Origin of the sequence: Microcoleus sp. B3-A4 (assembly GCF_036705385.1) — a bacterium.
Lineage (GTDB): Bacteria > Cyanobacteriota > Cyanobacteriia > Cyanobacteriales > Microcoleaceae > Microcoleus.
In genome coordinates, this window is sequence record NZ_JAUBUI010000054.1 from 1 (window position 1) to 23,828 (window position 23,828).

Here is a 23,828-nt window from a genome sequence, read left to right on the forward strand (position 1 = left end):
TTTCCTTTTCATTTATTATCAAACTTTCCTATTTTACCATAAAAATTCATATTTACATCTCAAATGGAATTGCTATAGTTTACTTCGTAAATCATAGGGATTTGTGAGTTGAGCGCTAGATAAATAAGCAAGTTAACTTCTCAGGACTTACGCACAGGGATTAAAAAACTCAGGTGGTTTAAACAGATATCCTTCGTGCTTCACCTCGGATTTTGGTAAAAGAAACCGGGTTTCTCCGTCCTGGGTGACTTCTCTTTTTTACTGCTAAAAATCGCATCGCTATGTTTAATTTTTTCGTCTTAAGCTTTCTATTGTCTATCCCTGCCTTGTTTCTGGGTATTGTTAATCCGAAATGGGTTGGCGCACCAACCCGCAAGCGATCGATCGCGATGTACGGCGGGTTGATGGCGGCTTCGTTTGTGCTTGTTGGCGTCACCGCACCCCCTCCGTCTCAGGAAGTTTCAGTGGCGCTTCCGGCCCCAAGCGCTCGGGTAGTATCATCTCAAACCGCTAAGCCGTCACCGCTTTCGGCAGTGCAAACACCCAAGCCGGAGACTGTGAAAACGCCCACACCAACACCGAAACCTGCAATTTCTGCGAAGGTACCTGCACTTGCCAAACCAGGGCCCGATCGCAAATTGTCATCTTCAGTCAAATCTGTTGAGCGAACCGCAGAGATTGCTCTTGATGCACAGCAGCCAAAGGAAGATACCAAGAAAGTTATTTACGAGTCTTCTCAACCGAAGGCTAAAAGTGCCGATTTTCCGAGTTGCGTTAACTCGGATTGCAACTGTTCTGACTTTGCGAGTCAAGCCGAAGCGCAGCGAGTGTTAGAGGCATATCCGGGCGATCCGTTTAAGCTCGATCGCGATCGAGACTCGATCGCGATCGAAACGCTAGGTTAGATTTACTCTGCCAACAGCCTCGGTTAATGATGAAGGCTTTTTTGGGTGATTGTACGAATTGAAGAACGCAAATCGATCGGCTAAAATTGTGCAATTGTTGAGCTTGCGGTGCGGGTGCAGCTATGACTTACAGCTTGAGAATTGTCGATTTGCCAACGAGTGAACGGCCGCGGGAACGGCTGATGGCGGGTGGCCCGAAAAGTTTGGCGACGGCGGAATTAATTGCGATTCTCCTGGGTACTGGTCAGGGACAAGGCAAACTTTCCGCCGTCGGGCTCGGACAGTATATTTTAAATCAGTTGAGTTTGCACCACCGCGATCCTCTGGCTGTGCTACGCACTATTAGCGTTCAGGAGTTGACGCAGATTCACGGCATTGGTCCGGCCAAGGCGACTTCGATTTTGGCGGCAGTGGAGTTGGGGAAGCGGGTATTTCAGTCGCGGCCGCCGGAAATGGCTGTGGTTGACTCTCCGCAAGCGGCGGCGGATGCCCTGAGTCAGGATTTGATGTGGCAGTCTCAGGAACGTTTTGCTGTGGTGTTGCTGGATGTGAAAAATCGGCTGCTGGGTACTCAGGTAATTACGATCGGCACAGCAACGGAAACTTTGGCTCACCCACGGGATATTTTTCGTGAGGTGATCCGCCAGGGGGCGACGCGGGCGATTATCTCGCACAATCACCCCTCGGGGATTGTGGAGCCAAGCCCCGAGGATATTGCTTTGACGCGGCAGTTGCTGGCGGGAGCGCAGTTTTTGTCGATTCCCCTGCTGGATCACTTGATTTTGGGGAATGGCGATTTTCGGAGCTTGCGGCAGACGACGACGCTTTGGGACGAGTATCCCCAGGGCGATTGAACTCTTATACTTAACTAATTTCATCACTATCATTAGTTATTTGTATCTTTGGCCTCTCCGACGGCTGAATCAGCCATGACAGCAGGCAAATTTTCCGGCTGGAGTCCCCCGCGAGAGCCTGTTTTGGCTGAATGTCGCTGCTGATACTGCGTTTCGACCACAACTCGGTTAATCTAGTATAGGTAGGCTGAAGAGGTCGCTAATCCGATTTTTTTTGAGCATACTAAACGTATACTGAACCAGCACCTAAATACCCACTTATTAAGAAATTATTAAATGGGATGTAAAATACACGGTGTGGTGATAGGAGGAGAACTGTGTTTCTGAGACTTGCAGAACAACACCGTAAATTCGTTCAAGATCTGGTAATGAACCTCCAAGCTTTAGCGATCGTGCTAGAGCATCGGGGTTATCTGGCATCCTGCTACACTTGCGGGGGTCAGATGAACAGTGCCTCATTTATGGTCAGTTTGACGGACAACCATCTGATTCGATTTTTAGTGTCAGATTACGGTATCACTTGGACTGAGATGCGGGACGACCGCGAACTCATGAAACTAGAAGGTGCAGAAGCTATTAGTCAGTTACAAGAACTGGCAAATCTCGTAAAGTATCAAATCCAACCTTCGGAAGCTACTTTAGCGACGGCGCAGTGATTTTAGCGAGTGCACGGTTCCGAGGAAGGCGACGCAAGAAAGTGGGTGCTTGTCTGCTAAAACCGAATCCCCAGCGAGTTAGTTGAGAGGGTTCATTTAGGTGCACAGTGATGGCTGCTCAACAGACAAGGGTGCTATCAGGGTGCCTTAAGACGGTTTAGCGCTCAGTCGATCGAAGTGAGCCTGGGCAGACGGCATACTTTATGCCAGAAGTCTCAAACTTGGAACCTCTAGTTTTTCTTCCCGAAGTTGATTCTCCCTTGAGAGCGATTAGCAAAATGTAGAAGTGGGAGTGCTCGTTGGCTGCGATGTTAATATTTCTCCCTTTGGCATTCAAAAATCAAGGAATTGAAATTAACTTTGAGCAGGCAGGTAGAATTTAACATCCACAGTGAGGATAAGGCTGTGAAGATTTGGTGAAGCGCATACCGGGGGCTATCGCCTAGGGGCGATTCAGCAGTCAACTGCAAAGCCGATAAGGCTTAATTCGAGCAATTACTGTGTGCTTGATGGTAAAACATCTTCATTTGTCTAAAATTGCTTGTTTGGATAGCCGCGAATTCTATGAGACTGTTGGCGAATCAATACTTTGTTTCCTTGGGGGGTTTAATAATGAGCTGCCAAGATGGCAAGTACGCCAAGAAGAAAGAAGAAAGAGAAACAGGGAAATAAAAATTAATTGCGGGTAATTAGCGGAAATGATCTAACAGGGGTGCGACGGGAGCAAATGTGGGGTGTCACGCTTCACGGATTCGCCAACAGCATCAGAATCTTCGCCCGGAGCTTTAATTGACACTAATTCCATTGTGGAAGCCCCACCAAACTGTTGTGTACCCCCTACACTCGTCCCAATTTCGGTTGCATCCGCAGTTGGGCCGACAGCGGCAGATGCTCTGAACCAATTGGCGGTAAAACCTTGGCTGATTTCGCCCCCCAGTGCTGAGAATACCAAACATAGTCAAGCCTCACCAGGGGAAAAGTTAATTTCCAGTTTAACTGTTTAACCAGTAAATTCAGATCCCACCCGTGAGGAAAAGTAAAGCCAAAACCCAGTCCTGCTTTTCGGAAAGCATCTTGCATAACGGCTCTCAAATAATAGTAGTCTTGAGACTGGTCAGTCAGATTAAAGTCCCCGGCAGCAATAGTCGGCAGCGTTTCTTTCTGGAGTCGCCGCACTAAATCTTGAATTTGTGCCGGTCGGTCGCCGTACTCGTAAACTGGGATTTTGAGGAAAGGCAAAATTTTATGCTGGCGAAACCACGGTGGGGTTGTTGAAATGTTATAAAGAACTACATCTTGCTGGTTCATTGCGATAATAGCTCGTTCCTGTGGTTCGTTCCCACCGGCTAGCTTTAACTTTTGGAAAGAGCGAATGGGATATCTGCTGAGAATCACATGGTATCCGCGCCCCAGGTGGTGCGGGTATAATGCGGCAAACTTAGAGAATACTTCTTTGGCGTAATCCTCCTTAATTTCTTGCAAACAAATGATGTCTGGTTTTTCTTCCTCAATTAGGTTGACCAAAGCTTGTGGGGATTTGTGATGCCAGCCGAGGTTGAGAGAAAAAATCTTGAGGGTTGGCTGGGAGTCAGTGATGTTCGTCGGCTGGGGAGAAAAGTAGGTGACGTGTAGCCAACCCAGCAAACAGAGGCTAGCCACAGATGAAACAATCGCGAACCAGCGTTTCTTTATGATAAAAAACCCTAGAATTGGCAGCAGGAAGATTGGCAAGAAAATCCAAGGAACAAAATCTCCCATCAAGGCAATCGGCCACAGCCTGTCCCAAAAGATCAGTCTCAGAATCAGATAGCTGACAATCAGTGCGGAGTAAGCGTAGGCGAGCAGTTGAGCAATTCGCTGCAAAAATCGGTAAGGCTTAATCATAGCGCCGTCTGCAATAGCATCCTCTTACGGGTGTGGGGACAAAAAACTGGATACTGCTCAGCTCAAATTAACTCAAATGGCCGCTCCCCGGCTGAGGCTAGGGAATACACTTCTCCTGTGTCCGGCTCTTTTATTTTATACAGACTTCTGGCGGCAAACAATGATTGAAAATCGCGATCGATATATTGCTATTTAGCGTAAGTTGTTGGTTAAATCAAAATTAGCGATCGCAAAGTTAGGAATCTCAAGCAAATGATAAATCTCAGCGAACTACTAGAACCCATCGCCAGTCAATTTCGCAGTCTAGGAATTCCCGAACCAATTACCCATTGGGGCCACCCTGTAATGATGGGGATCGTGGTAGTGGCGATGGGCAGTTTTGTCGGGTATACGGGATGGCAGGGACGTTTGGCCACAGATAAAGATGTCGCACTAAAAAGTCGCTCGGATCACCGCAAGCTTGCACCGTGGATGTTTCTGTTTCTAGCTTTGGGCTATACAGGCGGCTTGCTGTCGCTGGTGATGCAGCACCAGCCCGTCATGGAAAGTCCGCATTTTTGGACGGGTTCGGCAGTGCTGGTTTTACTGGCTATTGGCAGCTTGATTTCGCTAACGGGTTTTGCGGGCAATAAGCTAGCACTGCGCGCGGTTCACGCCTATTTAGGCACGACGGCCCTTGCACTTATGGTGCTGCACGCGGCTTTCGGTTTAAAATTGGGGCTGTCTATTTAGAAGAGGAAGAGGAAGGGGAACGGGAACGGGAAGAATGTAAGGAAAGAAATTTTGCTATAACTTACCCACGGGTAGCCAGAAACCGGTTTTTTTACCGCACTTCACGGCGTTTAGCCCTTTACTCGGGTTAAAAAACCCGGTTTCTTTGGTAAGGAGTGCATAAGTCCCGCATCGGTTTCCCAGAAATATTCCCCCTCTGAATTACTAATTAATGAATCAAGCAACGGGTGTCATTTTCTGCATTGCCTACATTTTGGGATTGATTTCTACAGCGGTTCCCTGGGGGAGATACGGGATATTTGCTTTGGGAATAGCGGTGGCGATCGCCCTGCCGAAATTGTTGGTAAAATTTACTAAAAATTCTGTCAAAATTACTAATAAAAGACGCACAAGGCAAAAAGAAAATACTCTTGAAGAACCCTTAGAGACGAGGGAAGAATTGAGTTTGTTGGAGAGGCTGCCGAGAGCGAAATGGGTGTGGGCAGTTGCGGGTTTAGTGGCGTTTCTAGGTAGCGTTTATTTTGCAGTTCGATCGCCCCAACCAGCAATAGATGACATCAGCAAACTGATTCCGGCTGGCGGCAACACTCAAGAAGTGGCGGTGACAGTTCGCGGTAGAGTTGCCAGTACCCCCCGATTGACTCGATCGGGTCGATCGCAATTTTGGCTAGAAACAGATTTAGTTAGCGAAATCAACGGCAGCGAGGGAGGAGCAGTTGTAAACCGCCCGGTATCCGGCAAACTCTACGTTACAGTGCCCCTGCTGCAAGCAACAAGTTTGTACGCCGACAATACGATCGCAGTAGTGGGCTCCTTGTACAAACCGCAGCCGCCGTCGAATCCGGGGGCTTTTGATTTTCAAGCATATTTAGCCAGAGAAGGAGCTTTTGCAGGGCTCAAAGGGCGTCAAATTGACTGGACGAGAGAAAAGGCGATCGCGGATGTAAATCGAGTTAACAGCCAAACGGCTGCTTTCTTGGAACCAAGCGGGATGCAGCCATCGAAAATTCAAGCGATGCGACAGCGGATCGTGCGATCGCAACTATCACAGTTAAATGTTCCCGAAGGGCCCTTGATCAGTGCGATCGCCCTTGGCAAACAAGCAGTAGATTTACCTTACAACATCCGAGACTATTTTGTGCAGGCTGGATTGGCCCACGCGATCGCAGCTTCCGGCACTCAAGTTTCGATGATTTTGGCTTTAGTTCTAGCTTTAACCAGGCGTTTTTCCAAACAATTGCAATTTAGCTTTGGCGTCGGTGCTTTATTTTTGCTCGTGGGGCTAACTGGCTTTGAACCATCAGTATGCCGCGCCGCTTTGATGGGATTTGGAACACTATTTGCTTTGGTGCTCAGCCGCCAAGTTAAGCCGCTGGGATTGCTGTTAATTGCTGCTACTATTTTACTGCTGGTTAACCCTTTGTGGATTTGGGATTTAGGTTTTCAACTGAGTTTTTTGGCGACTTTGGGGTTAATAGTGACAACGCCCCCGCTGATGGCAAAGTTGGACTGGATGCCGCCCGCGATCGCTTCGATTGTTGTGGTTCCGATCGCGGCTTCAGTTTGGGTGCTGCCGCTGCTACTTTACGTTTTTAGCGTGGTATCACCTTACAGCATTTTAGTTAATATTATTGCGGCTCCTTTGCTGTGGATTTTGAGTATTGGGGGGATGGTTAGCGCTTTAGCTGGATTGATTTTTCCGCCGGCTGGCAGTGTTTTAGCGCAACTGCTGGACTATCCGGCAAAGGGCTTAATTGCGATCGCCCAATATTTCTCGCAATTACCCGGTAATTCGGTAGCTGTCGGTCAAGTATCGGTGTTTCAGCTAATCGCGCTTTACAGTTTAATTGGCTGGGTTTGGATCGGGGGAAGAAGGAAGAAGGAAGAAGGAAGAGGGAAGAGGGAAGAAGGAAGAAGGAAGAAGGAAGAGGGAAGAAGGAAGAAGGAAGAAGGAAGAGGGAAGAAGGGTAAAAGTAGAGTTGTTTCGCTGCCGAGTTTTTCATCTGCTTGGATTTTACCGCTGGCGCTGGTGGCGGGAATAAGTATCATAGTTTTGCCAGCTTGGCACGTTCAATCATCTTTATTTCAAGTTACTTTGCTGGCGACATCTGGTGAGCCAGTTTTAGTAATTCAAGATAGGGGGAAAGTGGCGCTAATTAATAGCGGTGATGAAAATACCGTAAGGTTTACAGTGTTGCCTTTTTTGCAGAAGCAAGGAGTTAATTCTGTGAATTTTGCGATCGCCACTCACGGCCATTTAGGTTTGAGCAGTGGTTGGGGAAAATTACTAGAACGCTTGCCAATTAAAACATTTTATGATAATCATGCTCCGAAACAAATTCACCGTGGGAGTAACCAGGAATTTATGACGGCTGTGCAATCTCGCCAAGGCGTTTACTTTCCTTTAGAAACTAGCAGTACCGTCGATCTGGGTTCGACGCGGTTGCAGTTCGTGAATGCGGAGATTCCGGTGGTAGAATTCCTGGTGGGAAATCGAACTTGGTTGCTCGTCGGTGAAATGACACCGGAAGTGCAAAAAAAATTGGCAGCAACGGGAACCTTGAAGCAGGCTCAAGTGCTGTGGTGGTCAGGAAAAACCCTGACGGCTGAGTTCTTAAGCGCAGTTGGGCCACAAGTGGCGATCGCATCTGCTGACGAAATCGATCCAGAAACCGCAGCCCAACTGCGCCAAAGCAAAACTCAGATATTCTGGACAGGGCGCGATGGAGCCCTCCAGTGGACTCCAGCAGGGGGATTTAAGACCACTTTGGAATCTGAAGAAAATCAAACTTCTTTTTTATAAAGATTTACAATGTGGTGCACTGTGCGGTAAAATACTTTTAGCTCGCATCTCAAGTCAATTGGAGAGGTGGCAGAGCGGTTGAATGCGGTAGTCTCGAAAACTACTTTAGGGGTAACTCTAACGTGGGTTCAAATCCCACCCTCTCCGTACATCTCAGCGTCAAGCGTCAAGCGCGCACCTTATTAACCTAGGGTGCGCGCACTTTATCATATTATGAAATTCAACTCCACAATCTCAGTAGCATGACAACGGTTTTCATTTCGGTAAGGTAGAGGCTGAAAATCTCCAGGGAACTCTTAACTCAAAACCGGGTACAAAAAAAGGGAAAAGAGTTGGTAAAGCGGGCGGTTGCAAACCGCTGTCTCCATCAATAATAAGGTGCAGGCGGAGGATGGGGGAATTAGTCTAGATTCTTTGTTTCCCTAGTCCATAGTCGCTAGTTCCTAGCACGAAAACCCCTAGCCTGTTGCTCGTTCCCCGTCCCCCGTTTCCTGTTTCTTCTAATAACGTGGCTCGTAGTTGCGAGGCGGCACTAATTGCGCTAGAACCCTACTACGAATTGCTCACGCCGGAATAGAAATCATAAACTCCGAACCCTGCCCCAAAGAAGAATTCACTACTAATGTACCTCCATGTTTTTCCACAACAATTTGGTGGGCTATAGACAATCCTAATCCAGTTCCTTGACCCACAGACTTGGTGGTGAATAAGTGGTTAAAGATGTTTTCCTTGACTTCTGCCGACATCCCCACTCCATTATCCTGAATGCGAATCACAACCAGATTGTTGGATTCGCTCAGAGTAGTTTGAACCGTGATTTGATTAGGTAGGGCTTTAATTTCCTTAAAACTGCGTTCCTTATTTGACTCCTCCAGAGCGTCAATGGCATTAGCCAGCACATTCATAAATACCTGGTTTAACTGTCCGGGAAAGCATTTTACGAGGGGCAAGTTACCATACTCTTTCACAATGTCAATGGCAGGGCGGAACTCGCTGGCTTTTAAACGGTGCTTGAGAATTAGCAGAGTGCTTTCAAGTCCATCATGAATATTGAAAGAAACTGGTCGATCGCTATCTGCCCTCGAAAACGTTCTCAAACTCGTACTGATATTGCGAATGCGATCGACTCCCTCCTGCATCGAGCCAATCAATTTGGGCAAGTCTTCTCGCAAATACTCCAAGTCCATATCCTCAATTTCTGTTTCAATTTCCCCTCCCGGATTGGGAAATTTTTCTTGATACAAATCAATCAAATTGAATAAATCCCCCACGTATTCTTGAGCTGGTTGCAAGTTGCCGGCGATAAAGCCTACGGGATTGTTAATTTCGTGGGCTACACCTGCCACCAGATTGCCCAGAGCCGACATTTTCTCACCCTGTACCAATTGCAACTGCATCTGTTTGAGCTCGTGGAGAGACTGCTCTAGTTTTTGGGCATATTCCTGGGATTGCTGATACAGTCGGGCGTTTTGTAAGGAAATTGCTGCTTGGGAACACAGGATGTTGAGGATGGCGACGCGATCGCCCGTGAATACCCCGGTTGCTAAATTATTTTCCAAATACAAAATCCCCATCATTTTCCCTCGCTCGCTGATCGGAGTGCAAAGCAGGCTCTGAGGTTGGTGTTGGATAATGTAGGGGTCAGATGCAAATCTTGGTTGATTGCTAGCATCATCAAAAATCAGGGTTTCTTTTGTACGTTTGACATAGTTGATCAGGCTCAGAGGAATTACTTCGGTTTCTTCAACCGGAATTGATTGCAGAAGGCAGTCTTGAGGGTTTGTACAGTGGACGTTTATCCTCCAGTTTCCCTCTTCCTTCAAAATTAATGCTCCCGTTTGTGCTCCGGCATTCTTCACCACCACTTGCAGGAGGGTAGTGAGCAATTGATCGAGTTTTATTTCGCTAGATAGAGCTTGAGAAGCTTTGATCACTGTCGGCAAATCTACTAAGCTCCAACTGCTGGTACTACCGATAATTGTTCTATTACTATTAGAGATGGATGATTCACTATGGGTGGATGTGTGAATTGTTTCGCTCGGATTCTGGAGAGTTCGCTCCTGTTGCAAGATCACAGCCAGCAATTGGGGATAACGCTTTTCTAGATGGTCAATCTTTGCTTTTGCTCCCCAACGAGCGTAGGCATAGTAGGCATTAATTAGATAAGGTTGTGCGAATATTTCTTTCCCCCATTCCAAATAGAATTTAGCGGCTAGTTCGTGAGCTAGTGCTTCCTCATTGATGTACTCGTTTTCTTTAGCAAGAGCGATCGCTTTATCGTACATCTCGATCGCCTCTATTTTCTCACCTAAAACCCGATGCCGTTCTGCCTCCACTAGATAGAACTTATGCAGATGATTCATGGGGGCATGATGTGCCCATTTCTGCATTTTTTCTTGATTAGCTTGTACTCGGTCAAGAAGTTCCTTTTTCTGGGAAAAGGGAGTATTCAAGTATACCGACAGCCGCACCAGAGAATCATAGAAATAGAAGATAGCCAAAGTTATCTGTCCTGTAGCTGCACCCAAATAACTTTCTACTCGCTCGATGTTTTCCAGTGCTTCCGAGTAATGCTCAAATAAATAACAAAGTACAATCTTGTTCAAGTAGAGGTAATGAAGTGCTACTCCATGATTAGTTTGCTGGTGTAGTGGCAGCATTTTATCCTCGTCGTAAACTTCACCCTTTAAGTGACAGGGATTTTCCACCCGTCCCATCATGTTTAAGGCAGCTTGCCAAAATACTTCTACAAAATGAAGCGGTGTTTCTTGCTTAATTTTCAGCACGGCTTCCCAGTATGTTGCCATTTCTGGTTCCAGTTGCGTTAATGGCTTACCACTAAAATACGAGTGATTAATATATACGCTAATACTATAGCCAGCAAATTCTAACTCTCCGGTTTCCAGGCCAATAAAGTATCCTGAGAGCAAAAGTTCTACTGTATTCTTGAGATGTTCTTTCCAATGTTGAACGCCACCAGCAACTATGTACTGCGTCTTGGAAGCGATTGCTTTAGCATTTAACTTCGACACCAAAGATAAAGCTAATTGACCGAACTGATAGCCTGTATCTATATCTCCCATCGCACAGAGCAGATAAGCATACTGAGCATAAGCTGGGGGAGATACAGAAGCATTGCCATATAAGACAGATAAATCGACCTGTTTGCAAATTACTAAAGGCACTAGGGACGGCAGCGCTATGTAGGCAGAGGAAAATAGAGTTGACAGAATCCTAATAGTTGCTATCTGATGCGGATCTGTCATTTGAGGGAGATCGATTAAATTCTCAATTTGCTTTCCGCTCAAAATTGAAGTGGTTTGGGTCAGCGCGTGTCCGATATCAGATTGGTTTGGCGAGTTGGGAAACTCTATTCCGAGCAGCTTTAACACTTGTAGCCCCATACCTAGTGCTTCTTGTAGCTTATACTGCCCCATATAAGCTTGCATTTGCACTTCGTACACCCTCACTTTGTCCAGCAGCGATATAGCTTGTTGCAACACTCTTATAGCTAATATCTCCATTTCTTCAAAATCGCCGTTCAGATAAGCGGCTTCTGCTGCTTCTTCATGCAGCGTCAAAGTGAGTTTATACTGACTCTCCCAGCTATTTGCTGTTAGTAATTCTCTTCCCGCGTTCAAATATTCAACCGCAGCAGAATAGGCTGTAGCAGCTTTGGCTTTCTTTCCAGCAACCAGATTCAATTGTGCTAATTGCTCTTGTTCTGCTTCCTGGGTAATTAGCTCAACTCCCACATTTAAGTGGTTGACAATATCAAAGATTCTTTCTTCTCGCTCGGCTTCTGGCGTATTCTTTAATAACAGTTGACCGATTCTTAAGTGAGTCGATCGCTTTTGCTCTTCTGGAATCAAAGAATAAGCGGCTTGTTGGACGCGATCGTGTAAAAACTTGTATTTGGGTAATTGGTCCTGGGTAATGGGTAATGGGATAGATTTGTCCTTATGACCGTTTTCCCCGTTTTCATTCCCCTCTGTCTGGTAAAACTTATAAACCTCGCTAATGGGCAATATTAGCCCTTCTTGGAGAGCTTTCCACAGGTTAAGTGCAGTTTGCTCAGGTGATTTTTCATCCACAATCGCCAAGGTTGCTAGGTCAAATTGATTGCCAATACAGGCGGCTAACCTCAAAACTTCTTGAGTTTGGATAGGCAACTTCCGCAACTGAATTGCCACGAATTCTACTACATCATCTGTCAGCGCTAATGTTCGTACTTTGGCAATATCGCACTGCCAGTAACGGATCTCAAAATTAAATGAAATTAATCCATCTTCATGCAAAGATTTAAGAAATTGAGTGCTGAAAAATGGATTGCCTTTAGTTTTCTGATAAACCAGTTCGGTTAAAGGTCGTGCCAGCGCCTTTGAACAACCAAGAGTATCGGCAATTAAACCATTCACATCCGACTGCTGGAGCGGTGCTAGAGTAATGGTATTTACCGTTGCTGCGGCTTTTTCAATGTCCGCCAAGGTCAACATTAACGGATGTGCTGGAAAAACTTCGTTATCCCGATAAGCTCCAATTAAGAAAAGATAACTGCTCCCCACGTTGCTCATTAAAAGCTGTATCAACTTTAACGAGCCTGAGTCTGCCCATTGCAAATCATCCAAGAAAATAACTAGGGGATGTTCCTGGGTGGTAAAAACTTGAATGAATTTTTCAAACAGCAGATTGAAGCGATTCTGGGCGGCACTGCCGGAGAGTTCTGCTACGGGAGGTTGTTCTCCAATCAAAAATTTTAATTCGGGTACAACTTCCACAATTGCTCCCGCATTTTCGCCCATAGTGGCTAAGATTTCTGACTTCCACTGCTCAATTTTTGCGTCGGGTTCCGATAGCAACTGCCCGATTAAATCTCGAAACGCTTGGACAAAAGCTGAGAAGGGAAGGTTGCGTTGAAATTGGTCGAATTTGCCTTTAATAAAGTACCCGCGCTGCCGGACAATGGGTTTGTGAACTTCGTTGACGACAGCGGTTTTACCAATGCCAGAGAAACCCGCCACTAGCATCATTTCAGTGCTACCTGCACTCACGCGGTCAAAGGCGGCTAGCAGGGAGAATACTTCGCTTTCCCTACCGTACAATTTTTCCGGGATAAAGAAGCGATCGCACAAATCTCGCTGTCCTAATTTAAAGGATGCAATCTCTCCCGTCTCTCTCCACTGCTGCCAACAAGTTTCTAAGTCGTACTTGAGTCCTAGGGCGCTTTGATAGCGGTCTTCAGCATTCTTCGCCATCAGTTTGCTGACAATCTCAGACAGCACCAATGGAACGCTCTGGTTGACTATTGAGGCCCGGAGTGGTTGCTTAGCAAGGTGGCAGTGTACCAAATCCATTGGGTCATCCGTTTGGAAGGGTAACTTTCCTGTTAGTAATTCGTAGAATGTGACTCCCAGCGAGTAGAAATCTGTGCGGTAATCAATGCCTCGGTTCATTCGCCCAGTTTGTTCGGGAGATATGTAAGGTAAGGTGCCTTCGAGGACGTTGGGAGTTTGAATTTCTTGCGTTTCGCGCGGCAGCAGTGAAGCGATGCTGAAGTCAATCAGCTTGACTTCTTTGCTGCTGGGGTTAATTAGAATGTTGGCGGGTTTAAGGTCTTTATGGATGACTCGGTGGCGATAAAGTCCGTCAAGGGCGTTGGCAATTTGAATCGCAATAGGCAGAAACTCGCTAACGGGCAAGCCTTCTAGGAGTTCGTTGCTCTCGGATGCTAGACGAGCGAGATAGCTACATAAGGAAATTCCGCCAAAGTCTTCCATCACCAGAGCATAGTGGTTATGGTAGCTCTCCAGGCTGTATGCCTTGACACTGCCGGGGATATCTAAGTTTTTAGCAATGACGTATTGGTTGCGGAAGTGAACGAGTTCGTTGAAGCTGGGAAAGTCATTTCGCAGTAGTTTGATCGCGACTGGTTGCCCATTTGAAGAGCGAAGACCGCGATAAACTAGAGTTCGATTGCCTGCGTAAACTTCCTCGTTAATCTGATATCCGAGAACAAGATTTGTTATGCTAGCCATACCCAGTTATTCCTACTGCTTCTGTCAAGTCTGAAGCTTCTGAGAGTTACTATCTACTATTTTCGCTTGCTCTGCTGTGGTATTCAGTTAAGTACATTTTTCTTAACATATTTGGAACAAGAAATTAGGAAAGAGCGATTTAAAAAACCCGCCTTAATATTTTATGTAAAAGGTGTTGATACTTCTGTTGAGACTAAGTAGAAAATGACTCCGCGAACGCTGATTGAAGGACAGCAGTTAATTAAAGAGGAACTTCAGAGGCTAATCTCGTAGTTGCGAGGCAGCGCTAATTACGATAATTGTCCTAAAGACCTACTACAAACTGCTCATACCGGAATAGAAATAACAAACTCCGAACCCTGACCGAGGGAGGAATTCACCACTAATGTGCCTCCATGTTTTTCCACAACAATTTGGTGGGCTATAGACAATCCTAATCCAGTTCCTTGACCCACAGACTTGGTGGTGAATAAGTGGTTAAAGATGTTTTCCTTGACTTCTGCCGCCATCCCCACTCCATTATCCTTAATGCGAATCACAACCAAATTCTTGGATTCGCTCAGAGCAGTTTGAACCGTGATTTGATTAGGTAGGGCTTTAATTTCCTTAAAACTGCGTTCCTTATTTGACTCCTCCAGAGCGTCAATGGCATTAGCCAGCACATTCATAAATACCTGGTTTAACTGACCGGGAAAGCATTTCACTAGGGGTAAGTTACCATACTCTTTCACAATTTCAATGGCAGGGCGGAACTCGCTCGCTTTTAAACGGTGCTTGAGAATTAGCAGAGTGCTTTCAAGTCCATCATGAATATTGAAAGAAACTGGTCGATCGCTATCAGCCCTCGAAAACGTTCTCAAACTTGTACTGATATTGCGAATGCGCTCGACTCCCTCCTTCATTGAGCCAATCAATTTGGGCAAATCTTCTCGCAAATACTCCAAGTCCATATCCTCAATTTCTGTTTCAATTTCCCCTCCCGGATTGGGAAATTTTTCTTGATACAAATCAATCAAATTGAATAAATCCCCCACGTATTCTTGAGCTGGCTGTAAGTTGCCGGCGATAAAGCCTACGGGGTTGTTAATTTCGTGGGCTACACCTGCCACCAGATTGCCCAGAGCAGACATTTTCTCACCCTGTACCAATTGCAACTGCATCTGTTTGAGCTCGTGGATAGACTGCTCTAGTTTTTGGGCATATTCCTGGGATTGCTGATACAGTCGGGCGTTTTGTAAGGAAATTGCTGCTTGCGAGCACAGGATGTTGAGGATGGCGACGCGATCGCGCGTAAACGCCCCCGTTGTGAGATTATTCTCTAGATACAGAATCCCCATTACTTTGCCTTGATGGAGAATCGGAGTGCATAATACGCTCTTGGGTTGATGCTCCATGATGTAAGGATCGCCAGCCCAGGTGGTTTGAGTGCTAGCACGATCGAATACCAGGATTTCTTTTGTACGTTTGACGTAGTTAATTATGCTCAGAGGAATTGCTTTGCTTTCTTCAACTATAAGCGATTCCAAATGACAATCTTGGCGATTGGTACAGTGTACGGCAACTCTCCACTCTCCACCTTCATCCAAAATTAATGCTCCGTTTTGTGCTCCGGCATTTTGAACTGCTACTTCCATCAAAGTAGTCAACAATTGCTCTAGTTCTATTTCACTGGAGAGAGCTTGAGAAGCTTTGATAACTGTCGGCAAATCTACTAATTCCGAACTGCTGCTGGTGCTACCAATAATTGTTCTATTGTTGTTAAATAAGGAGGATTCACTATTCGTGGAAGTGTGAATTGTTTCGCTCGGAGACGGGCGACTTCGAGCCTGTTGCAGGATAGGAGCAAGCAATTGGGGATAGCGCTGTTCTAGATAATCAATCTTTGCTTTTGCTCCCCAACGAGCGTAGGCATAGTAAGCATCAATTAGATAGGGTTTGGCGAGTTTTTCTTTCCCCCATTCCAAATAGAATCTGGCAGCGAGTTCGTGAGCTAGTGCTTCTTCGTTAATGTATTCGTTTTCTTGGGCGAGGGCAATCGCTTTGTCGTACATCTCGATCGCTGCTACTTTTTGGTTTAAAACCCGATTTTTTTCTGCCTCAACTAGGTATAATTTGTGCAAAAAATTCATTGGGGCATGATCCGCCCATTTGTGCATTTTTTCTTGATTAGCTTGTACTCGGTCGAGAAGTTCCTGTTGCTCAGACTGTGGAGTATCGGCATACACTGCTAGCCGCACTAGAGAATCGTAAAAATAGAAGATGGCCATAATTATCTGCCCTGTACCTGCGCTCAAATAAGTTTCTATTTCAGTGATACTTTTTAACGCTTCTGGGTAATTTTCAAATACATAACAAAGCAAAAGTTTGTTTAGGTAGACGTAAAAAATTCCCACGTAATTCTTGGTTTGCTGATACAGTGGCAGCATTGTGTCTGCGTCGTAGACTTCTCCTTTTAAATGGCATGGGTTTTCGCTTCTTCCTATCAAGTTTAAGACAGCTTGCCAATAGATTTTCTGATAATTAAGTGCTGCTTGTTGGTTAATTTTACTAATCGCATCTGCGTAGGTTGCCATTTCTCGTTCGAGATGCGTTAGTTGCTTGCCCACAAAATAAGCGTAACAACTGTATTGAAAGATAGCATAACCAGCAAACTCTAACTCTCCGGTTTCCAGCCCACAAGAATAATCTGACAGCAAAGGTTTTAAAGTATTTCTGATGTGTTCTTTCCAAGGTTGAATACTAGAATGCACCATTGCGGATGTCTTGGCTTGGATTTCTTTGGCATTCAACTTTGACAATAGACGTAAAGCCAGTTGACCGAACTGATAGCCCCGCTCAATATCTCCAGATCCGCATAGAAAAAAAGCATATAAGGTATAAGCATAGGGAGACACAGAAGCATTCCCATGTTGGACGGATAAATTGACCTGTTTGCTCACTATTAAAGGCACCAGTGGCGGCAGCACTATGTAGGCAGAAACAAATACACTTAACAGCATCTTTATAGTGGCCAGTTGATGAGGATCTGTCATTTGAGGGAGATCGATTAAGTCCTCAGTTGGCTTGTCGCTCAAAATAGACGCTGTTTCCCCTAATGCCTGCCCAATATCAGCCGGGTTGGGTTCGGAAGGAAACTCTACCCCCAACTGCTTTAAAACTTGTAGTCCCGTATTCACAGCTTCCTGTAGCTTATTTTGCGTTATATAAGCTTGCATCTGGACTTCATATAGCTTCACTTTGTCCAGTAGCGTTTTGGCGCAGTTTTCCACGACTAATGCTAATTTTTCCATCTGGTCAAAGTCACCGCTTAGATATGCCACCTCTGCTGCTTCTGTATACAGCGCTAATGTTAGTTCGTATTGATTATGCCAACTATTTGCTGCCAGTAATTCTCTGCCAATATTGAAATATTCAACCGCAGCAGAATAGGCAGTCGCAGCTTTGGCTTTCTTTCCGGAAACCAGGTTTAACCGTGCTAATTGCTCCCGTTCTGCCTCTTGGGTAATTAGCTCAACTCCCACATTTAAGTGGTTGACAATATCAAATATTCTTTCTTCTCGTTCTGCTTCTGACGTATTGTGTAATAACAGTTGACCGATTTTTAAGTGAGTCGATCGCTTTTGGTTGTCAGGAATGAGGGAATAGGCAGCTTGTTGAATGCGATCGTGTAAAAACTTATATTTGGGTAATTGGTCAGGGGGAATTTGTAATTGCTGAGATTCCTTCCCCTTACCGATTACCGATTCGCTATCCCCCTGTGATTGATAAAACTTATAAACTTCGGTAACGGGTAAAATTAGCCCGTCTTGTAGTGCCTTCCATAAAGATGTTGCGGTTTCTACTGGCGAATTTTCATCAACAATTGCTAAAGTACCTAAATCGAACTGATTGCCAATACAGGCGGCGAACTTCAAAACTTCTTGCGTTTTACTTGGCAACTTTTGCAACTGAAGCGCCATGAATTCTACTACATCATCGGTGATGGCTAGCGATCGCACTCTAGAGATATCGCACTGCCAATAACGAACCTCAAAATTAAACTCAATCAGTCCATCTTCATATAACGACTTGAGAAACTGAGTGCTAAAGAAGGGATTACCTTGCGTTTTTTGATACACCAATTGTGTCAAAGGTGTGGCTAACTCTGTCGAGCAAACTAAAGTATCTGCAATCAGATAATTAATATGTGACTGTTGTAAAGGAGCTAAAGTAATAGTATTCTTCTTGGCTCCAGCCTTTTCAATTTCCGATAAAGTCAGCATCAAGGGATGCGCTGGAAAAACTTCGTTATCTCGATAAGCTCCAATTAAAAATAGATAGCAGTTATCAATGTCGCTCATCAGCAGGTGCATCAATTTCAATGATGCTGAGTCTGCCCATTGCAAATCGTCTAAGAAAATTACTAAAGGATGTTCTTTGGTGGTGAAGATTTGAATGAATTTTTCAAACAACAAGTTAAAGCGATTTTGTGCGGCAGTGCCAGAAAGTTCCGGGGCTGGCGGTTGCGGTCCGATAATACGTTCTAGTTCGGGAATGACTTCAACTATCGCCCCAGCACTATCGCCCAAAGCAGCCAAAATTTCCGATTTCCATCGCTCAATATTAGCATCTGTTTCAGATAGCAATTGTCCCATAAAGTCGCGAAAAGCTTGGACAAAGGCACTAAAGGGAAGGTTGCGTTGGAATTGGTCAAATTTGCCTTTAATAAAGTAGCCGCGCTGCCGGACAATAGGTTTGTGAACTTCGTTGACGACAGCGGTTTTACCAATACCAGAAAAACCAGAAACGAGCATCATTTCAGTGCTACCTGCACTCACGCGGTCAAAGGCGGCTAGCAACGAAAATACTTCGCTTTCTCGACCGTATAATTTTTCGGGCATAGTAAAGCGATCGCACAAATCTCGCTCCCCTATGGTAAAGTTAGTCAGCGCCCCTGTCTCTTGCCACTGCGATAAACAAGTTTCCAAATCAAACTTGAGTCCGATCGCACTTTGATAGCGAGCTTCAGCATTCTTTGCCATCAGTTTGCTGACAATCTCCGACAGCACCAATGGAACGCTTTTGTTGACACTAGAGGCCCGGAGCGGCTGTTTGGCGAGGTGGCAGTGTACCAAATCCATTGGGTCATCCGTTTGGAATGGTAACTTTCCTGTTAGTAATTCGTAAAATGTTACTCCTAGCGAGTAGAAATCTGTGCGGTAATCAATGCCTCGGTTCATTCGCCCCGTTTGTTCGGGAGATATATAAGGTAAAGTGCCTTCAAGGACGTTGGGATTTTGAATTTCTTGGGTTTCGCGCGGCAGCATGGAAGCGATGCTGAAGTCAATTAGCTTCACTTCTTTGCTGGTGGGGTTAATTAGAATATTGGCGGGTTTGAGGTCTTTATGGATGACGTGGTGGCGATGAAGTCCGTCAAGCGCGTTGGCAATTTGAATCGCCATAGAAAGAAACTCGTTAACTGGCAAGCCTTCTAGGGTTTCGTTGCTATCGAATGCTAGATTAGGAAGGTAGCTACTTAAGGAAATTCCGCCGAAGTCTTCCATCACCAGAGCATAGCGGTTATGATAGCTCTCCAGGCTGTATGCCTTGACAGTGCCGGGGATATTTAAGTTTTTAGCAATGACGTATTGGTTGCGGAAGTGAACGAGTTCGTTGAAGCTGGGAAACTCATTTCGCAGTAGTTTGATGACGACGGGTTGCCCATTTGAAGAGCGAACGCCACGATAAACTAGAGTTCGATTGCCTGCGTAAATTTCCTCGTTAATCTGATATCCTAAGAAAACTTTTGTGATGTTAGTCATACCTACGTATTCCTACGGCTTCTGTCAAGCCCGAAACTTCTGAGAGTTACTATCTACTATTTTCGCTCGCTCTGCTGTGGTATTCAGTGAATTACATTTTTCTTAATATACTTTGTGGCTCAAATTATGCAAACACGAGTTTAAAACAATACTTGAACTTTTTATGTAAGAGCTATTTATACTTGAGTTAACACTAAGTAGAAAACGAAGGAGGCTAAGGCTGATTAAACGACAGCAGTTGAGAAAAGAGGAATGTAACAGGCTAATCACGTACTTAAAATTATTTTTGAAACCGATGCTTGAATGCGATCGCCTATTAAATCTAATGTCGAGTTTAGCTCAGAATTTAATCACATCATGACAATTCGGGCGACTCTGCATTTAAAGCGCCCAGCAGAGGACATCGAGTTTGTGCGCCAGATGGCGGCTCGGTAGGGAGTCAGAGGCTCCAAGCTAAATTATTTGTCCAGATGCAACAACAAGCTGCCCCACTCTAATAAGTGAATCAGGAATTAAATGCCAAAGTTCAGAAGCAGACTGTGGAATTAGCCCAAGTCAATTATATTTCGCCACTCACATACTTACCAATTACCAATTACCAATTACCCCTTTGATGGTTTCACTTCCAATACCTGCGCCAGTGAAACAAATTTTCCCACAAATTCTGCATAAAAGTATTGCGGCCCAAGCGCTGCGACTCCCAAACAGCAGCAGTTTGACCGTTAATTGCCGAAAAACTCGACCAAACATAAGGAAGTTCGGCGATCGCCTCAACCTTCATCCCGTGACGCACAGCCAAGGCGATCGCGTGAATTAACTCAGCAGCTTGCGGCCCCACAATACTCGCTCCCAAAATCTCCCCGTTGCGACGCCCGACAATCTTACAAAAACCAGTTGTATCCCCGGACATTTGAGCTCTTTCAACATTCTTGAAATATTCCCGACAAACAATGAGATCGTCTCCAAAACGCCGCCTTGCTTGCGCTTCAGTCAAGCCAACCCTCGCCAATTGCGGATCGGAAAAAATCGCCCAAGGAATCCCGCGATAATCTATTTGAAACAGCGGCAAAAACAAAGCATTTTTCACAGCAACCGCAGCTTCGCAATTAGCGATATGAGGGAACGGATAACCCCCAGCAACATCGCCGATCGCATAAATGCGACGATTAGTTGTTTGCAGCTTTTCATTTAAAATCACCCCCCGATCGCTGAACTTAACCCTAGCCGCTTCGAGATTTAACGATGTAAAATTGTGCCCTCTACCGGCGGCCAGAAAAATCTCCTCAGCTTCGATCGCCCTTGGCCCAGCTTGAATCCACTTTTTACCCTCAATCACCCTCGCTTGAGTCACCTCAGTTCCCGTCAAAATCCGCACTCCTTCAGCTTCCATTGCAGCTTGCACCAAGCCAGCAGCCTCTCGATCTTCTTTAGCCAAAATGTGCGAACTTTTCACCACCAAAGTGACAGCAACCCCCAGCCGAGCAAAAGTTTGAGCCACTTCGACACCGCTGGGATCTGCGCCGATTACAGCCAAACTTTTAGGCAACTGTGGAAGTTTTGCTAATTCCCCGACAGTTTCCGAAGTAAAAAAGCCAGCAGACGAAAGTCCTTCAATATTGGGAATCGCCGGCAGAGTTGGACAAGCTAGCAAATAACAGAGCGATCGCAATTTCCGCCCGCCCGCCACAAAAGCCAAATCCGGTTTCGCCACAAACTCGCCACTGCCAAAAATAACATCGACCCCGCGAGCAGCCAAAACGCCGAGATCATCAATTTCTGACAAATTAGAAACAACACCGTCGGCCCACTTCAGAACCCCCTCAAACCCCAATTTGATCGGAATGGAGGAATTAGCGACTTCCCAGCGAAGCCCCAATTGCTGACGGCTGATCTGCTGGGCAAAACGAGCAGCCTCCCTCAAAGTTTGGCTGTATCTCAAACCAAGGTCGATCGACTCTTTACCCCTTGTCGGCAAATCTTGCGAATTACTTAGCGGCTCCACCAAAGCAACGCGAGCCGGAAAATTAGTTGCAGTCAAAGCAGCATAACGTCCGGCCGGAGTTCCACCAATAATCACTAAATCATAGTCAAGCATAAATAAAAAAGTCAGTAGTCATTAGTCATTAGTTTAGGACGATCCGCGCGCCGGGTCACAAACCCGGTTTCTTCCTAGATATTTCGCTGCAAAACCCAATATTTATCATAGAAACCGGGTTTCTTCGGGATGTCCGCTCAAACGACCAATAACATTGGTTTGTCAACTTTTATTGGTTGTTAACAGTCAACAGTCAACTGACGAATAACTTCGGAAAGTCCAGCAATTAGCTGCAGATTGTCCGCCCTTGAGCGCACAGCCACCCGAAAAAATCGATCGCCCAACTCAGGAAAACTTAAACAATCCCTAATCAAAATCCGGTGTCGTTCCAACAGACTTTTTTGAATAGAAGAAACCGACATCGATGACTCAACCAACAAAAAATTAGCCGCCCCGGCAATTGGCTGCAAACCCGGCAAATTAGCCAAACCCTCAAATAGCTCTCGGCGAGCAACAGGCAGCCAATCCCAAGTTTGCCGCTCAAAAACAGTATCTCGCACCACAGCAGCAGCAGCAGCAGCAGCCAAAGCATTGACAGGCCAAGGATCGCGCTGCAACTGCCAGCGGCGCAGAATATCGGGATGGGCGATCGCACAGCCCAAGCGCAGTCCCGGCAGAGAATAGAATTTAGTGAGCGATCGTAAAATCACCAAATTCGGAAACTCCTCAACAGCATCGATCAAAGTTTCCCGCTCAGAAGGCGGTAGAAAGTCCATAAAGGCCTCATCCACCACCACCATACCTAACTGCTTCACATAAGGCAAAATCGCCTCTCTACCAAACAGCAAACCCGTAGGATTGTGCGGGTTGTTCAGCAGCAAACCTTGTCGATGGGCATCGATAGCAAGAGGAACTGGGAGACAGAGAGAAGGGGAGACAAGGGAACGGTTAGAAACAGACAAATCATCGGTTTCTAATCGGCTTCCAGCCTCTGCGTCCAACGATTGGAGTTCCAAAGGGCATTCCAGCACCTGCGCGCCGAAAGCCAAAAGAGCCCGCGAGTAATCGCCAAAAGCCGGAGTCACCACATAAGTCGCCTCCAGCTTCGACAAATCCCAAGCCGCCCAAGTCAACAATTCCGCCGAACCATTCCCCGGCAAAATCCAATCTCGGTCAACATTCAAAGCCTCCCCCAAAGCAGTCCTGAGCTCCCCATAATCCGGATCGGGGTAAGCCGTCAGACTGCTCAAGTGTGCTTGAATCGCAGCCAGGGCCGACTCAGGAGGGCCCAAAGGACTGATACTCGCAGAAAAATCGAGAATAGCAGAGGCAGGGCAGCCTGCCAGTGCGGCTGCCCAAGCTAAATTCCCACCGTGTACAGGTCTAATCAAGACTCAGTTCGCCAGCTATTCCGCGTTTTTCGGGGGTGCAACTCTGTCCTTAAACAACTTCCCTGCGGAAAATGCAGGAACTCTGGTTGCCGGGATTTCCATCTTGTCGCCAGTTTTGGGATTGCGACCCTCGCGGGCTTTGCGTTCCCGCGACTCAAACGAGCCAAAACCGACCAGCGTCACCTTGTCGCCATCGGAGACAGCTTCCATGATTGCTTCCAGGGCCGCACTCAAAACAGCATCTGCCTGTTTTTTCGTCACGCTAGCCTTTTCCGCGACTGCATCAACCAATTCACCTTTGTTCATTGCGAACTCCTTCTGGATTTGCAAAATTACGTTAAACAGAGTTAGTTCAACTATTAGCCGTGAGTTATCAACTGGATTGAGGTGTGGCTTGGGAGGTTTGGGTGGTTCCCGATTGCTCCCGTCCGCTTCCCCGAATCACAACTCCTGCTGAATACCAATTACCCTAGGGTAATTGGTCAGAAAAGGAATTTTTGTTTCTAATTGCTGAAAACCCCACAGCATCTAATTTTCACTGCATTATTCTAAAGTCTTGCCGACCGTTATGGATCGGTGGAACCTTTAATTTATATGGATTTGGACAATTTTTTTAATTAATCCCAAAATTTAGGTAAAAAAATACCACCTTGGAGACAAGATTTCTCGCCTCGGTGGATTTCTGAGCAGAAAAAAGTAGAAATAGAAGGAATAAAATGTCATTTGTCAAGG

General features: G+C 45.9%; 12 protein-coding genes and 1 tRNA gene. 6 read left to right on the forward strand and 7 right to left on the reverse strand.

Annotated features, from left to right (window positions below; translation table 11 throughout):
* Positions 1-281 precede the first annotated feature (281 nt).
* On the forward strand, positions 282-905 hold the full coding sequence (locus tag QUB33_RS19870; protein WP_333353058.1) for a hypothetical protein: 624 nt from the start codon (positions 282-284) through the stop codon (positions 903-905).
* Between the two features lie 122 nt (positions 906-1,027).
* Positions 1,028-1,759, forward strand: a complete 732-nt coding sequence (gene radC, locus QUB33_RS19875) for a RadC family protein (RefSeq protein WP_006634845.1) — start codon at positions 1,028-1,030, stop codon at positions 1,757-1,759.
* Positions 1,760-1,791: 32 nt separating this feature from the next.
* Here the strand turns inward: radC and QUB33_RS19880 are convergent, their stop codons facing one another.
* A complete protein-coding gene (locus QUB33_RS19880; RefSeq protein ID WP_333353062.1) occupies positions 1,792-1,920 on the reverse strand; it encodes a hypothetical protein in 129 nt (42 codons plus the stop codon).
* Between the two features lie 156 nt (positions 1,921-2,076).
* Between QUB33_RS19880 and QUB33_RS19885 the strand changes: the two genes are divergently transcribed.
* Positions 2,077-2,415: a DUF1815 family protein gene (locus QUB33_RS19885; RefSeq protein ID WP_006634844.1), complete on the forward strand. Its 339-nt coding sequence runs from the start codon at positions 2,077-2,079 to the stop codon at positions 2,413-2,415.
* Between the two features lie 837 nt (positions 2,416-3,252).
* Here QUB33_RS19885 and QUB33_RS19890 read toward each other — a convergent pair.
* Positions 3,253-4,299 (reverse strand): endonuclease/exonuclease/phosphatase family protein, encoded by a 1,047-nt coding sequence (locus tag QUB33_RS19890; protein WP_333353065.1) that lies wholly within the window; start codon positions 4,297-4,299, stop codon positions 3,253-3,255.
* Between the two features lie 252 nt (positions 4,300-4,551).
* Here QUB33_RS19890 and QUB33_RS19895 point away from each other — a divergent pair, with 252 nt between their 5' ends.
* From QUB33_RS19895 to QUB33_RS19905, 3 genes are all read left to right on the forward strand, one after another.
* On the forward strand, positions 4,552-5,031 hold the full coding sequence (locus QUB33_RS19895) for a DUF4079 domain-containing protein (protein ID WP_333353068.1): 480 nt from the start codon (positions 4,552-4,554) through the stop codon (positions 5,029-5,031).
* 211 nt (positions 5,032-5,242) lie between these two features.
* Positions 5,243-7,834: a ComEC/Rec2 family competence protein gene (locus QUB33_RS19900; RefSeq protein ID WP_333353071.1), complete on the forward strand. Its 2,592-nt coding sequence runs from the start codon at positions 5,243-5,245 to the stop codon at positions 7,832-7,834.
* Between the two features lie 60 nt (positions 7,835-7,894).
* Positions 7,895-7,981 (forward strand) — tRNA-Ser (locus tag QUB33_RS19905).
* A gap of 416 nt (positions 7,982-8,397) precedes the next feature.
* Here QUB33_RS19905 and QUB33_RS19910 read toward each other — a convergent pair.
* The 5 genes from QUB33_RS19910 to QUB33_RS19930 all read right to left on the reverse strand — a co-directional run bounded on the left by QUB33_RS19910 (position 8,398) and on the right by QUB33_RS19930 (position 23,420).
* Complete coding sequence (locus tag QUB33_RS19910; RefSeq protein WP_333353074.1) at positions 8,398-13,869, reverse strand: AAA family ATPase; 5,472 nt, start codon at positions 13,867-13,869, stop codon at positions 8,398-8,400.
* 326 nt (positions 13,870-14,195) lie between these two features.
* Entirely contained in the window at positions 14,196-19,670 is a 5,475-nt protein-coding gene (locus QUB33_RS19915) for an AAA family ATPase (RefSeq protein ID WP_333353077.1), read from the reverse strand.
* Positions 19,671-20,289: 619 nt separating this feature from the next.
* On the reverse strand, positions 20,290-21,765 hold the full coding sequence (locus QUB33_RS19920) for an NAD(P)/FAD-dependent oxidoreductase (protein WP_333353080.1): 1,476 nt from the start codon (positions 21,763-21,765) through the stop codon (positions 20,290-20,292).
* A 179-nt stretch (positions 21,766-21,944) separates the two neighbouring features.
* On the reverse strand, positions 21,945-23,096 hold the full coding sequence (gene cobD / locus QUB33_RS19925; protein WP_333353083.1) for a threonine-phosphate decarboxylase CobD: 1,152 nt from the start codon (positions 23,094-23,096) through the stop codon (positions 21,945-21,947).
* 15 nt (positions 23,097-23,111) lie between these two features.
* Entirely contained in the window at positions 23,112-23,420 is a 309-nt protein-coding gene (locus QUB33_RS19930; RefSeq protein WP_278187376.1) for an HU family DNA-binding protein, read from the reverse strand.
* Positions 23,421-23,828: the final 408 nt, after the last annotated feature.